The sequence below is a fragment of the Pseudomonas sp. LPB4.O genome (genome assembly GCF_038383825.1).
Lineage (GTDB): Bacteria > Pseudomonadota > Gammaproteobacteria > Pseudomonadales > Pseudomonadaceae > Aquipseudomonas > Aquipseudomonas putida.
Map to the genome: position 1 here is coordinate 2210347 of NZ_CP151298.1, position 14896 is coordinate 2225242.

Sequence of the window (14896 nt, forward strand, 5' to 3'; positions counted from 1 at the left end):
ACAGCCTCCTCAGCGGCTCTGCCAGGCGGACAAGTGTCGTTCCACGCGGCGCAGGGTGAAGTCCAGGGTGAAGCCGATCAGCCCGGTCAGCACAACGCCGACCATCACTACATCGATGCGCAGCATTTGCCGGCCCATCTCGATCATCTGCCCCAGACCGCTGTCGGCCGCCAGCAGCTCGCAAGCCACCAGCACTACCCAGGCACGGGTCAGGGCCACGCGGATACCGGTGACGATCGCCGGCACCGCAGCGGGCAGGGCGATCCGCCATACCAGCGTGGGCCAGCGCAGGCGGTATACCGCAGCCACTTCGAAATGGCTGCGAGGGATCGCGCGGATACCTTCGCAGGTGGCCAGTGCCACCGGGAAAAACGCAGTCTTGGCGACGATGATCACCTTGAAGGTTTCATCCACCCCAAACAGCAGCACGAACATCGGGATCAACGCGATGCTGGGCACCTGGCGCAGGGTGTGGAACAGCGGGGCGCAGTAGGCCTCCACGGTCTTCGACAAGGCCAGCGCCGCGCCGAAACCAAGGCCGGCCAGTGCGCCGCCGGTAAAGCCCAAGGCCAGTCGCGACAGGCTGCCGGCCAAGTGCTCTTGCAACTCGCCGGTGGCCAGCAGGTCTGTGAGGCTGTGCCACACCTCCAGCGGCGGGATAAGCAGGTTGGCCGGAAACAGCCCGGCATAAGCCACCACGGCCCAGCAGATAAGCAGGGCCAGGGGGGAGATGAACCAGGAAAGACGAGAAAGCACGCGCATGGCTGGCCTTGGGAAAGCAGAGGGTAAAGGTGTATCGCAAGAGCTGTGCCAGGGGGCGCAAGCCCCGGATTGCGGGGCTGGAGGGTGAGGGTGATGCTTGAGCAGCAGCGAGGTGCTGCCAGAGCAGCAGTCAGTCAGCAGCACCGGTGCTGGCTTCTTCGCGGGCTTGCCCGCTCCCACAGGATGGCACCTGTCTGCGAACCTGTGCAGGACCTGTGGGAGCGGGCAAGCCCGCGAAGAAGGCAACCCGGTTTCAGCTTAGAAGTCGTAACTCACGCTGGTGTAGTAGAACGCCCCCTGCGCCCCTTCCGGGCTGGTGATGGAGTATTTGGGCACGCCGTACAACTGTGCGCCCTCGAGCTTGTCCGGGTGGCTGTCGAACAGGTTGATCGCGCCCGCCGACAAGGTCAGGCCCAGGTCGAAGCGGTACGACACGTCCAGGTCGGTCACCCATTGCGGGCTGAAGGTCTGGTCCAGCGTCGGGTTGGCGGCGTTGCGGTTCTTCCATTCCCCATACCGGCGCTGGGCGACGGTGACGCTCCAGCCGTCATACAGCCAGTTGGCACTGAGGGTCAGCTTGTCCTCGGGGGTGCCGTCTTCGATCAGCCCCTGAGTGTTGCGGCCGATGATCTGGCTGCCAGGGATGCCGCCCACATCATCCAGTCCGGTTATACGGGTGTTGTTGCGCGCGTAGCCACCGTTGAAGTCCACGCGCCCCCAGTGGCCTGCATCCAGCTGGTAATGGCCGGCCAACTCGAAGCCATCGGTGCGTGTGTCGGCAATGTTGGTGTAGAACGCCGCGCTCTGGATGTTGGCGTAAGGGGTACCTGCGAAGATCGGACCCACTACCGATGCAGGTAATTGGTCGGACAGGGTGATGCGGTTGTCGATGTCGATACGATAGGCGTCGAGTGTGACCGAGGCGTTGGGCAATGGCCGCCAGACCAGGCCCACGGAGAAGTTGGTCGATTCTTCAGGTTTCAGCGCCTTGCCGCCAAGCAGGGCCGCTTCCGGGCTGTCGGCACGCAGGGTGCGCTGCTGCACCTCGACCCAGTTGCCACTGCCTGGGGGCTGTTCCACCACCTGTACGCTAAACGACGATAACCCGCTCTGCACCAGCGAAGGCGCACGGTAGCCGGTACTGGCGCTGGCGCGCGCGGCAATCTGCGGGGTGAAGTCGTAGCGCAACGACAACTTGCCATTGGTGGTGTCGCCGAAGTCCGAATAGTGCTCGCTGCGCACGGCCACGCCGGCCTGCAACTTTTCGCTCAGCTGGGCTTCGACATCAAAGTAGGCACCGATCACGCGGCGGTCCAGCGACACGGCATCGACCTGGGTGATGCCCGAGTAGTAACCGGGTATGCGCCTGCCGGAGACAGGGTCGATGGTGTTGAACAGCGGCCCGTTTGACCAGCCGGCGGCGTCACCTTCGCTGAGGTCGTAGTTTTCCTGGCGCCAGGCCAGCCCGGCGGAAACGGTCAGCGGCTTGAACAGCCAGTCGTTGGCGAAGTCGCGGGTCCAGTCCAGGGTCAGGTTGGTCTGGTCGGCTTCGCGGCGACCGGTGTAGATGGTCGACGGGCTGGCGGTGCCCCAGCTGGGATTGATGGCGTCGCGGTCGGTGGAGTCGACGCGGTTATTGCCGTAGTTCAGCGCCAAGTCGAATTTGCCCAGGGCCTGGTCCTCGAAGCGCAGGCCACCGGTGACGGCAAAGTCTTCCAGGCCGTAGCGGGTGACCGGTAGACGGCCGTCCGGGTAGCGCGCCAGGGCTACGCTGCCGTAGTTGTTGCGCAATGTGGTGGGCGGGTCGAAGAAGTTCTCGGCATCCGTATTCTTGTGCGCATAGGTGGCAAAACCGTAGGCACTTAGCCCCTCGCTCAAACCCATCTCGGCGTTGGCGGTGAAGTTGTACTGGTCCGAGACATTGCCCGAACCCCAGCGCCAGTTGCGGTAACGGTTGTTCTGCTCGCGCGCGGTGTCGATGCTGGTGGAGCCGGGGTAGAACAGGCGGTTGTCGTCGCGGGTATCGCTGGCGGGGTCTTGGCTGCCGGCGTCGAAGGCCAGGGTCAGGAAGCCGTCGTTGGGCAGTGCAAAGCCCTTCCAGCCGCTGAGCTTGCGCTGCAGGCCGTCGCCTTTCTTGTAGCCGCCGAAGCGGTAGCCGGCGTTACCGCCTTCGTCGCGCTCCTTGAGCACGATGTTGATCACCCCGGCAATGGCGTCCGAGCCGTACTGGGCGGCCGCACCATCGCGCAGGATTTCTACCCGTTCGATGGCCGACAGCGGGATCAGGCTGAGGTCCACGGCTGCCGCGCCACGGGCGTTGACCAGGCCCTGGCGGGTGACGTTGGCGCTGGTGTGGCGGCGCTTGCCGTTCACCAGCACCAGCACCTGGTCGGAGGCCAGGCCGCGCAGCGAGGCGCCCTGGGCAATCGAACCGGCAAAGGCGCCCTGGGGCGACTGCGGGAAGCTGAACGAAGGCGAAAGCGCAGTGAGTGCCGCGGACAGGTCGCTGGCGCCGGTTTCCTGGAGTTTTTCACCGCTCAGCACATCGACCGGCGCGGCGCTTTGCAGGGCGGTGACGTCGCTGCGGTGGGTGCCGACCACAACCACGGTGTCGAGGCGGTCGGCGGGTTCGGCGGCGAATGCGGGCATGGCCAGGCCGGCGATGGCCAAAGCGATGGCGCTGGCCAAGGGGGTGTGGTGGGGCATGGGGTGTTCCTGCTGAATGATGTATTGGCAGTGCCGGCGATAAGGCCGAAAGGGCAACCTAGAACCGGCTGGTAACGCTGAACCCGACGGTGCGCGGGTCGCCGTAGGTGATCACGTACTGCCCGGCGGTACCGTTGGGCCGGCCGTGCACCTGGTAGCGGCGGTCGGTGAGGTTGTTGACGAAACCGGTCACGCTCAGCTTGTCGTCGTGGCTGAACCAGCTCAGGCGGGCGTTGGCCAACGTGTAGTGCGGCTGGCTGAGGGTTTCGTCGGCACTGCTCTGGCGGTCGGCCAGGAAGTACTCCTTGTCACGGAAGCTCACGTCGCCCCCTGCCACCAGCTTGCCGCCCACTTCCAGCGCAATGGTGTAGTCGGCACCCAGCGACACCACGTTGCGCGGCGAACGCACGAAGCTGTTGCCGCTGTAATCGCCGGTTACCGCGCCAGTGGTGGGGTTGGTGTTCTTGAAGTCGGTGTATTCGGTGTCAAGGAACGACACCGCCGCGCGCAGGTGCAGGCGCTCGGTCGGCTGGCCTTCGATCTCCAGCTCCGCACCCTTGACCTTGCCCTTGGCGCCGTTGGTCAGTGCGGTGGTGAGCACGCCATTGTTCACCGTCAGCAGGTTCACCTGGATGTCGGAGTAGTCGTAGTAGAAGAGGTTGGCGTTGACGGTAAGGCGGCGGTCGAACCACTCCGACTTCAGCCCCAGCTCATAGGCATCCAGCTCTTCCGGGTCGACCGTGGTCAGCTGCGCCAGGCTGGTCGACAGCCCGGTGTTGAAGCCGCCCGAGCGGAAGCCGTGGGCGTAGCGGAAGAACACCCGCAGGTTGTCGTTGATGCGGTACTCGGGCGTCAGGTCGTAGGTCCAGGCCTCCCAGGTCTTGTCTTCCTGGCGATTGCCGTTGGTGCCCACGCCACCCAGTGGGACCAGCGGACCGTTGGCGGTGGCGCGGGTAAGCTGCACCAGGTCCAGGTCGATGTCCTTTTTCTCCTGGGTCCAGCGCAGGCCACCGGTGACGCTGAAGTCATCGGTGAAGTCGTAGGTCAGGTTGCCAAACAGCGCGTAGCTGTCGGTGCGGTGGTCAAAGCCCATGTCGCGGAAAGCCGTGGTGCCCACCTGATTCGAGCCGGTACCGTTTGGCGTCGGCCCGGGGGTGACCACCCGCTGTGCCGAGCTGTCGAGGTCTTCGTGGAAGTAGTGCGCACCCAGCAGCCAGTGCAGCGGGCGGTCTTCCGGCGAGGCCAGGCGAAACTCCTGCGACCATTGGCGGTAGCTGTTGTCGGTGATCGACGCGCCGTTGACCTCGTAGGGGGTGTAGTCGGCGTCGCTGGTGGAGCGGTTGCGGATGTAGTCGTAGGCGCTGATCGAGGTCAGCGTGTAGTCGCCCAGGTAGTAGTTGAACGTCAGCGAGGCGCCGTCGTGGTCCAGGCGGTAGTCTTCGTTGACGTTCAGCGAGATGTCGCGGCCATGCGGGCGTTCGTAGCCGACGTTGTAGTAGCGGCCCACGGGCAGCGAACCATTGCTGCCGTCGCCCTTGAACTGGCGGCTGTGGACCTTGAGCAGGGCGTCCAGGTCGGGGTTGAGCTGGCCCAGGAACTGCAGGCGGATGGCTTTCTTGTTCACATCGCCATAGGTGTTGCCGTCGAAGTCGTTGTTCTGGAAGCCGTCACGCTCCTCGGAATACAGCGCCACTCGCCCGGCCAGTTTTTCGTCCACGAGCGCGCCGCCGATGGCGCCGGTGACGATGCGTTCGTTCTTGCTGCCAAAGCCGACAGTGCCATAACCGTCGGTGTCGAAGGTGGGCTTCTTCGAGATCACGTTCACTGCACCGGCAGTGGTGTTCTTGCCATACAGGGTGCCTTGGGGCCCACGCAGTATTTCGATGCGCTCCAGGTCAAACAGCGGCCCACCGCCTGCGATGGGGGCGTTTAGGTAGACGTCATCGGCGTAGATGCCCACCGGGAAGACCGTTGCCGCGCCTGTGTCGCCGGTGCCCAGGCCGCGGATGTACCAACGCGGGCGGCCGTCGCCGTCGGGGTTCTTGGCCGAGGCGTTGGGCACGAAGGTGGTGATGTCGCCCATCGAGCGCACGCCATCGGCGGTGATGCTGGTGCCTTTGATGGCCGACACGGCCACCGGGACTTCCTGCAAGGTCTGCTCGCGGTGCTGGGCGGTGACCGTGACGGTTTCCAGGGCCGGTTCGGTTTTATTGACTTCGTTGGCGGCGATGGCCTGGCTGCCGGTACCGGCCAGCAGCAGCGCGAGGCTGATCTGGCGGGCGAGTGGATTGAGCTGGTGCATGGTGGATCTCCCCGTATGTAAAGCGTTGTTGGGGAGAGCTAGAGCAGGGACTGTGCCATGTTGTCAAATCATTGAAATATAAGGATTTTATTTGATTTTTGAGAGGGTGTTGCAGATTGGGCAGCAGTGGGGTGCTGGGCGGGTGCTGCTGGGGCAGCAGTGGTGGGGCTGAGATTGTTGGGGCCGCTTTGCGGCCCTTTCGCGGCACAAGGCCGCTCCTACAATTGTTCAGCGTAAGCCAGGCCCTTGTAGGAGCGGCCTTGTGCCGCGAAAGGGCTGCGCAGCAGCCCCAAAAATCTCAAACCGCCAACCGCGAAGTCGACCCGATCACGCTTTCAAGCACACGAAAATCAATCCACTCCCTTACATCGAAGCGCCGCGGTATGAACCCCCACCTGAACAGGAACTCGGTAAAGTCCTGCAGCGCCTCGATCGAGCGGCTGTCCAGAGTGGTGCGCAAGCGCCGGTGCGCGTCGTCGCCATAGGCCGCTGCCACCCAGTACTCGCTGGTGTTCAGTTCGCGCGCCAAAAAGCGCCGAGTGTCTTCCGGGTTGGCCCAGGCCCATTGCTCGGTGCGCAGCACCGTGTCGACCAGCGTACGGCTGGCATCGAAGTGGTTTTCCAGCAAATGCCGGTCCACGGTCAGCGTGCGCGGGGTGCCATTGTTGCTGCGGATCAGCGGGTCGGGGTGGCTGCCGGTATCGACCACCACGCGCAGGCCGAACTCATGGGCCAGGTGCACCGCGTGCGCACCCTTCAGGAAGATGGCGTCGATATCGCCCCGCAGCAGGCCGATCAGCTCATTGTTGCGGCGGCTGAAGCGGCTGGTGTCCAGGCTCACTTCGGCACCGTACAGGTGCTGCTTGGCGTCGTCGCTGTAGGTGCCGCCGTAGGGGTAGTCGACCAGCTCCACATCGGCCACCGCCAGGCCTTCGAGCTTCAGGGCGTTTTCCAGCCCGCGCAGGGCCTGGGCACGGGTGAAGTCGATCTGGACGTTGGCCCACTTGGGTATGCCGAAACGGCGGTTCTTCAGGTCGCGAATGCTGCGTACGCCGCTTTCTTCGGTGGTGAGGATCAACTGCACCTCATCACTCCACGACAGCCCCAGCACGCGGGTCTCGACGCCGCTGGCGTAGGCCCAGATTGCCGGGATGTTACCGCCGTGGCGCACCGAGTTCTGCAGGTGATGGTCGTAGTGGGCTTCGCGCACCTCGCGTTCGCTGGACTCGCGCAGCGACTGGATATTGGTGCCAAACGGCGTGAAGGCCTCGGCCAGCCGCCCCGACTGCACGGCGATGCCGAGGCCGGTGGGCACGGGGCTGTGGGTGTACCAGAGCGTTTCCAGGGGCTTGGTCATGGGGTAACGGGTTTCCTGTCCATGTGGAGGGGGGCCAGCAGTTGGTCCAGTGGTTGGCGAGTGATCCAGTCGCGCACCTCGAAGCGCGCTGGGATGAAGCGCCAGCGCTTGAGGAACTCGACAAAGTCCTGCAAGGCATCGATGGCCTGTTCGTCCAGGCGCGTGCTCAGGCGCAGGTGGGCGTCGGTGCCGTAAGCCACTTGCACCCAGTACTCGCTGCTGTTGGTTTCCCGCGCCAGGTAGCGGCGGGTTTCGTCGGCGTGCTGGTGGGCCCAGCGTTCGGCGCGCAGCACCGAGCCGAGCAGGGTGCGCACCACTTGCGGGTGCTGCGCCAGCAGGTGGCTGTCTACCGCCAGGGTGCGTGGCGTGCCGTTGTTGCTGCGGATCAGCGGGTCGGGGTGGCTGCCGGTGTCGATCACCGTGTGCAGGGCAAAGGCGTGGGCCAGTTGCACGGCGCTGGCGCCCTTGAGGAAGATTGCATCGACCTCGCCGCGCAGCAGGCCGGCCAGCTCCAGGTTGCGGCCTTCGCTCTGGGTGCTGGACACCGGCGTGCCGGCCACGTTGCGCACCGGGCGGTCGCTGAATGTGCCGTCGTAGCGGTAGTTGACCAGGTCCACGTCGCCTACTTGCAAGCCTGCCAGCTTGAGGGCGTTTTCCAGCCCGCGCAGGGCTTGCGCGCGGGTGAAGTCGATCTGTGCGGCGGCCCAGTCGGGCAGGCCGAAGCGGCGGCCCTTGAGGTCTTTTACGGTGTAGATGCCGCTGTCTTGGCGGGTCAGTATCAACTGCGCCTCATCGGCCCACGACAGGCCGATCACGCGGGTGTCGCGGCCCTGGGCGCGGGCCCAGATGGCCGGGATGCTGCCGCCGTGGCGTACCGAATTGAGCAGGCTGTGGTCGAAGTGCGATTCGCGCACCGCCTGCTGGTCGGCTTCACGCAGGGACTGCACCTGGGTGCCGAGGCCGGCCAGGTCTTCCTGCAGCCAGCCTTGCTGCACGGCGATGCCCAGGCCGGTGGGCACCGGACAACGGGTGTACCACAGGGTATCGAGGGGTTGGCTCATGTTCAGCTCCGGTCGGCTCAGGCGCTGGCCTGCAAAGGGGGGGTGGTGGCAGCCTGCTGCACCAGCGGCAACACTTCCTGGCCGATGCGCAGGGCCTCTTCCAGGTGCGGGTTGGCGGCGAGGATGAAGGTGCTGAAACCGGCATCGCGGTATTCGGCCAGGCGTTCGGCGATGTTCTGATGGCTACCCACCAGACCCACGGTGGGGCCGGGCTTGGCCTTGGCGAAGCCGGCCCACAGGTTGCGTGCCAGGATCAGTTCGTCGAAGCCCTGCAAGCCTTGGTGGTAGGCTGCCTGGCGTGCACCGCCGACAGAGTCCGAGCCGGTCACGAAGCCCTTGGCGCTGGCGCTGGCCTTGCCTTCCAGGCGCTCGAACTGCTGGCGCAGCTCGCGCCAGGCTTGCTCCTCGGTCTCGCGGGCGAACAGGTCGACACGCAGGCCGAAACGCACCGTGCGGCCCTGTTTGTCGGCCAGTTCGCGCACGCGTTCGATATGCGGCTTGAGCTTGTCGATCGGCTCGGCCCAGTTCAGGTACACATCGGCATGCCGCGCAGCCACGTCTAGCGCCGCGTCGGAAAAACCGGAAAAGTACACGCCCGGTTTGCGTTCGTGTTGCAGGCCCGGCGGCAGGCTGCCGTTTTCCAGGCGGTAGATATCGCCTTCGTAGGAGAACTTTTCCTGTGTCCATAGGCCCTGGATCACGTCGAGGAATTCGCCGGTGCGCTTGTAGCGCAGGTCATGCTCCAGGAAGTCGCCATTGGACCGTTGGCTGGCCGGGTTGCCGCCGGTGATGATGTTCCAGTCCAGCCGGCCACCGCTGAGGTTCTGCAGGATTGCCGCCTGCTGGGCGGCGTAGGCGGGCAGGGTCCAGGTGGCCTGGAAAGCGATCAGGAAGCGGATGCGCCGGGTTTCGCGGGCCAGCGCGGCGGCCGCGATCCAAGGCTCCGGGCCGGTGGGCAGCAGCGCGCCTTCGAACCCGGCCAGCTCGGCGGCCTTGGCCACCTGGGCGATGTAGTCGATGTAGGTGAAACCATCGGCCTGGCCATCGGGCAGACGGCCGGGGGCGATGTTGCCGGGGCGGTGCGCGGGGTTGCCGCGGTTGTGGCGGTCGGTGGACAGCTGTGGGCCATCGGTGCCCAAGGGCAGGCGCCAGAAGAATTCGGTGGTCATGGGGGCTCCTGAAGGGGGAGGTTGTGCGGATGGGGACGGCGGTGCAACGGCTGTGCCATGCGTGGCGCGTGGCCTGTAGGGCGGGGGTTTGAGGAGTAGACGGGCAGAGGGCTGCTGCTGTGGCAGCAGTGCGGCAGCAATGGATGCTGGGGTAGCAGCATGAACAGGCCCGGCCTCTTCGCGGGTGAACCCGCTCCCACAGGTACCTCACAGGTATTGAATGCTGTGGTGATCCTGTGGGAGCGGGTTTACCCGCGAAGAGGCCGGCAAGTCAGACTTCGATCCCCTCGGTTACAACCTCTCCAGCACTGCGCAGGTACGCGTCGTACAGCGCCGCATAGGCGCCATTACGCCCGATCAGATCGGCATGCGCCCCTTGCTCCACCACCCGCCCATGCTTCACCACGGCAATCCGGTCGGCATCGCGAATGGTCGCCAGACGGTGGGCGATGATGATTGCCGTGCGCCCCTGGCACAGCCTGCGCAGCGCGCGCTGGATACGTCGCTCGGTGTGCACGTCCACTGCCGAGGTGGCTTCGTCCAGCACCAGCACCGCCGGGTCGGCCAGGTAGGCCCGCACCAGGCACACCAACTGGCGCTGGCCATGGCTCAGGTGCGCGCCCAGTGGGCCGACTTCGGTTTCGTAGCGCTGCGGCAGGCGCTCCAGCACCTCGTCGGCACCCAGCTCACGGGCTGCGGCCACCAGTTGTGCATCGTCGGCAGATGGCGCGGCCAGGCGCAGGTTGTCGAGGATGCTGCCGCTGAACAGCACGTTGTCCTGCAGCACCACGCCTACGTTGCGCCGCAAGTCATGCTGGGCCAGCGCACGCAGGTCGATGCCGTCCAGCTTCACGGCGCCGTGCTGCACTTCGTAGAAGCGCGTCAGTAACTGCACCAGGGTGCTCTTGCCGTGCCCGGAAGGGCCGACGATGGCCAGCACTTCACCAGCGCGGATATGTAGGTCGAGCCCGTCGATCACTGGGCGCGAGCTGTTCGGGGTATAGGCAAAGCCGACCGCGTCGAAGTCCACTTGGCCGCGCGCCTTGGTCAGGGCGTGTGGTGCTGGCGGGTCGAGCACTTGTGGGCGGGTGTCGAGCAGCAGGAAAATGCGCTGGGCTGAAGCGCTGCCGGTGGCGTAGCGCTCGAACAGGTCCGACAGCTCTTGCAGTGGCCCAAGGAACAGGAACACGTAGAACAGGCTCTCGGCCACCTGGCCCACGCTGACCTTACCCTCGGCCAGGCCATGAGCACCCACCAGCAACAGTACGGCCATGCCGGCGGTGCTGAGCAATGCGGTAAACGGGGCGAACCAGCCGGCGCGCAGGCTGCCGCGGATCAGCGCCTGGTTGAAGTCTTCCAGCAGGCGTCGGTAACGTGCCTGGTTGGTCTGCTCTTGCCCGCACTGTTGGATCAGCCGCACCCCGCTCACACTTTCCACCAGGTGTGCGGTGAAGCGGCTGCGCTGCTCGGCCACCTTGGCCCAATTGCGCTGCGAAACCCGTTTGAAGCGCCAGGTGGCCACGACCAGCAACGGTACCGTGGCAGCCAGGCTGTAGAAGAAGCTGGGGTCGATGCGCCACAGCATTACCGCTGCCAGGCCGCAGCGCAGCAAGGCGCCGAGCAGCTCGGGCGGGCCCTGCACCAGCAAGGGCTCCAGCGCATCCACGTCCCGGTCGGCACGGGAAATGATGCGCCCGGCGCGGGTCTGGTCGAAGTAGCTCACCGACAGCGCCTGCACATGGGCGAACACTTTCACCCGTAAGGCGTTGAGCACGCCGATCGCTGCGCGCCCGGCAATGAACTGTGACACCCCGGCCAGCAGAAAGCGCCCCAGCCAGCTCGCGGCCAGCCCCAGGCCCAACCACAGTACCAGGCGCTCGTCGAGCAGCCAGTGGTCGGCGCTGGGCACCAGGCCCTTGTCCAGCAGTTCCCGCACGAACCACGGGCGCAGGAACACGGTAAATACCAGCAGCAGCTCGATGCCGATCACGGCAAGGATCTGCCCGCGAATGGGCTGCAACAGCGGCAGCAAGCGGTGGAACATGCCCCGGTCCAGCGCCTGGCGGGCCAGGCGTTGTTCGATGTCGATATCGCTGGCGGGGGTGTGCTGCGCATCAGTCATGGTCGATCCCCAGCAAGTCGCGGTAATGGGCGTTGTTCGTGCACAGCTCGGCATGGCTGCCGTTGGCAGTGATGCGGCCGTTTTCCAGCATCAGCACGCGGTCGGCCAGCAGCAGGGTGGAGAGGCGACTGGTGATCAGCAGCAAGGTCGGGCCTTGGCCGCTGGCGCTGTGCAGGCGGCGGATGTTGTGCAGCACTTGGCGTTCGCCCAGGGCATCCAGGGCGCTGGTGGCGTCGTCGAGGCAGAGGATGTCCGGTGCGCCCAGCAGCGCCCGGGCCAGGCACAGGCGCTGGCGCTGGCCGCCGGACAGGGTCACGCCGCGGTCGCCCAGCGGCGTGTCGAGGCCGTGGGGCAGGCGTTCCAGCACGTCCTCAGCGGCGGCCAGGCGCATACCTTCACGCAACTGGGCGTCGCTGGCTTGCGCTGCCGCCAGGCGCAGGTTGGCCGCCAGGCTGTCGGAGAACAGAAAGCTCTCCTGGGGCAGCACTTGCACGCGGCGGCGCAGGTCGGCCAGGTCGAGGTCACGCACGTCGTGCCAACCTGCAGTATCGCTGCCGACCTGGACGCTGCCGTGCTGTACATCGGCCAAACGTGGCAGCAGGCTGGCCAGCAGGCTTTTACCCGTGCCTGTGGCGCCGACCAGCGCCACCACCTCACCGGGCAGCAGGGTCAGCGAGCAATCTTGCAGGATAGGCCGGCCAGCTTCTGCTGCACTAACTTGCACCTGGTTCAGCTTCAGCCCCAACGGCCCTTCGGGCAGGGTGGCATGGCCGCCGACGATGGCCGGGCGTTCGTCCAGCAGCTGCCAGATGCGTTCGGCACTGGCGCGGGCATCGGCGAAAGTCTGCATCACCCGGCCAATGCCTTCGATGCGGAACACCAGCGTGGTGGCCACCAGCAGCGAAGTGACCAGCTCACCGATACCCAGCGCGCCGGCCGCCACGCGATGGGCACCGTACACCAGGATCCACACATGCCCCAGCGCCACCACCGCCTGCGGCAGCGGAATTCGCGAGCTGGCGTAGGCAAGGGCAGCGCGGGCATGGCCGGTGAACACCTCGACTTGTCGGGCGAAGCGGGCAATGCGCTGCTGTTCCAGGCCAAATGCCTTGATTACCCGCACACCCCCGATGCCTTCGGCGAGGTCCTGGCTGACCTGGTCATAGGCGGCGCCCACGGCACGGTCGAGGGTGACCAGGCGATCGGTCTGCACCACGAACAGCCATAGCCCGGCGCCGGTCAGCAGCAGTGGTACCAGCCCCAGCAGCGGGTCGTACCAACTCAGCAGGCCCACCGCGACGATCACCACCAGCGGGGTTTCGATGATCTGCCGCCAGAAGGTGATCAGCGCGTCGCGCACTTTGTCGGCATCGCGGGTGGTGCGGGTGACCAGTTCGCCCATGCCGTGGTGCCAGTGATAGCCCAGATGCAAGCGCTGCACCTGGCTGAGGATGCGCTCACGCAGGCGCGTGAGCAGGGCCTGGCTTAGCACCAGCGACAGCACGGCGGCGGCGTATTGCAGCAGGCCGCGGCCCAGGGCGATGGCCAGCAGCAGCCACAACCAGTGCCAGGCCACGCTGGCGTCCAGGCTGCTGTCGGCCAGGCGCAGCACGGCGCGGCCGGCGCTGACATCATCGACCGCATGGCCGATCAGCCACTGTTGCCAGGCCAGGCCGAGGTTGCCGGCAATGTACAAGGCAGCGACCAGAGCAAAGCGCCAAGGCATTTCGCGGTAGATGGCCAATGCCCGAAGAAGCGGGTGGTTCATGTAGATGCTCGATCAGAATGCGACACCGCCCTTGTAGGAGCGGCCTTGTGCCGCGAATGGGGCGCGACGCGCCCCTCGGCCCCAAATGGATTCAACGGCGGGTAGCGCCCTGGCTCTCCTTGGCATTAAGCACCGCCGTGTACTCCCCCGGGTCTGCCCCGTTCAGGTAGTAGTTGCCCACGTTATGCAGCCGCCAGCGGATCGGGTCGTGGGTGGTGTGCACCCGGGCATTGCGCCAGAAGCGGTCGAGGTTCCACTTGCTCAGCGAAGCGCTGGCCCCTAGCAACGAGAACAAGTCACTGGAAATCTTCAGCGATGCAGCATCGGAATGCGCACGGGCGGTAGCTACCGACAAGATCAGCTCATCCTGCAACGCCTTGTTCTCCGGGTCGCGCTCGTGTTCGTCGAACACCCGCGCCGCCTCGCGCAGCACCGACTCTGCACCGCGCAGCGCCACGGCATACTCACCGATCTGGCGAATGACATGCGGCTCGTCACTGGCGCGCTCTACGCCGCTCTCCACCCAGGCCCGGGCATGCTCGCGCAGGTACTCGACAGCCGCCTGCAAGGCGCCAGCGGCGATGCCGGTGTCGATGGCGGCGTGGAGGATCTGCGGGAAGGTCAGGCCGGTGCGTTTCATCGGCCCGCTACGGCGGGTCAGGTAGCGCTCATCGAGCACGATGTTGTCGAAATTTACCGTACCGCTTACCGAGTTCTGCTGGCCGAAGGCTTGCCAGTCATCGATCAGGGTCAGCCCGGGGGTGTCGCGGTGCAGCAGCACGCCGACGCCGCCGTCTTCGCTGGCGGCGGTCAGCGAGATCCACTCGGCCAGGTAGGAGCCTGTGGAGTAGAACTTGCTGCCGTTGAGTACCCACTGGCCATCGGCGCGGCGCTCGACGCGGGTCTTGAGGGCGAACTTGTTCTTGCCGCCGACTTCGGCCAGCGCGTTGCCGAAGCGCTTGCCTGCGAGCACGTCGGCAATCAGCCGGTCGCGTACTTCATCGGGGTAGCCGGTAAAAATGCCGCGCAGCATCACGTTGTGAATTTGCAGCAACTGGCCGACACCGCCGTCGGCAGTGGAGACCAGGCGCACGGTTTCGACCACGGTCTGCACCGAGGCACCGAGGCCGCCGAACTGGGCGGGCACCGCGATGGCGGTCAGGCCGCTGCTGGACAACAGCTCGGCCTGGCGATGGGGGAGCTGGCCGTTGTTGCGCGGGTCGGCGGCCAGTCCGGCGATGTGCGCGGCGACCTGTCGGGCGGTTTCGATGGCGTCGGCTTCGCTGGTCAGCCGACGGGCGGGGGAGGGTTCTATGGCACTCATGGTGGGGTCTCGGATTGTCTGAAGGGCCAGTGCGCCTGTTTCGCGGGCTTGCCCGCTCCCACAGAGGCTGCGGTCCCAACCTCCTGAGCAATATCTTTGCCACCCCTCCTCAGACCGCATCCTGCGCGGCTTCCACAGCATTTTGCTGCCTCAGCAGCAGTCATGTTGCTGCCTCAGCAGCAGTCATGTTGCTGATCTGGCAGCACCCCGCCCGCAATCCTGCTCCCAGCCAAGCACCCAACCACCTGGCGAAACAACCAATCCCAGGTAAATCAAGGCCTCCAGCGGTTGGCACGCACACTGCAATGGTGCTTGGACGACGCCC

Annotated in this window: 9 protein-coding genes; all 9 read right to left on the reverse strand. The window is 65.8% G+C overall.

All coding sequences use genetic code 11. The features are described 5' to 3' along the window. Nucleotides 1–9: 9 nt before the first annotated feature. The 9 genes from MRBLPB4O_RS09935 to MRBLPB4O_RS09975 all read right to left on the reverse strand — a co-directional run bounded on the left by MRBLPB4O_RS09935 (nucleotide 10) and on the right by MRBLPB4O_RS09975 (nucleotide 14571). Nucleotides 10–762, reverse strand: coding sequence for an ABC transporter permease (locus tag MRBLPB4O_RS09935; protein WP_341798262.1), 753 nt, complete (start codon nucleotides 760–762; stop codon nucleotides 10–12). A gap of 258 nt (nucleotides 763–1020) precedes the next feature. Further along, nucleotides 1021–3468, reverse strand: a complete 2448-nt coding sequence (locus MRBLPB4O_RS09940) for a TonB-dependent receptor (protein WP_341798263.1) — start codon at nucleotides 3466–3468, stop codon at nucleotides 1021–1023. Between the two features lie 58 nt (nucleotides 3469–3526). Further along, nucleotides 3527–5770 (reverse strand): TonB-dependent receptor, encoded by a 2244-nt coding sequence (locus MRBLPB4O_RS09945; RefSeq protein ID WP_341798264.1) that lies wholly within the window; start codon nucleotides 5768–5770, stop codon nucleotides 3527–3529. Between the two features lie 298 nt (nucleotides 5771–6068). Further along, entirely contained in the window at nucleotides 6069–7127 is a 1059-nt protein-coding gene (locus MRBLPB4O_RS09950) for an ABC transporter substrate-binding protein (protein WP_341798265.1), read from the reverse strand. After that, entirely contained in the window at nucleotides 7124–8188 is a 1065-nt protein-coding gene (locus MRBLPB4O_RS09955; RefSeq protein ID WP_341798266.1) for an ABC transporter substrate-binding protein, read from the reverse strand. The genes MRBLPB4O_RS09950 and MRBLPB4O_RS09955 overlap by 4 nt, the downstream gene beginning before the upstream one ends. 17 nt (nucleotides 8189–8205) lie before the next feature. After that, nucleotides 8206–9357, reverse strand: coding sequence for an LLM class flavin-dependent oxidoreductase (locus tag MRBLPB4O_RS09960; RefSeq protein ID WP_341798267.1), 1152 nt, complete (start codon nucleotides 9355–9357; stop codon nucleotides 8206–8208). A gap of 271 nt (nucleotides 9358–9628) precedes the next feature. Then, nucleotides 9629–11479, reverse strand: coding sequence for an ABC transporter ATP-binding protein (locus MRBLPB4O_RS09965; RefSeq protein ID WP_341798268.1), 1851 nt, complete (start codon nucleotides 11477–11479; stop codon nucleotides 9629–9631). Next, nucleotides 11472–13247 (reverse strand): ABC transporter ATP-binding protein, encoded by a 1776-nt coding sequence (locus MRBLPB4O_RS09970; RefSeq protein ID WP_341798269.1) that lies wholly within the window; start codon nucleotides 13245–13247, stop codon nucleotides 11472–11474. Before MRBLPB4O_RS09970 ends, MRBLPB4O_RS09965 begins: the two co-directional genes overlap by 8 nt. Nucleotides 13248–13338: 91 nt before the next feature. After that, nucleotides 13339–14571 (reverse strand): acyl-CoA dehydrogenase family protein, encoded by a 1233-nt coding sequence (locus tag MRBLPB4O_RS09975; RefSeq protein ID WP_341798270.1) that lies wholly within the window; start codon nucleotides 14569–14571, stop codon nucleotides 13339–13341. Nucleotides 14572–14896: the final 325 nt, after the last annotated feature.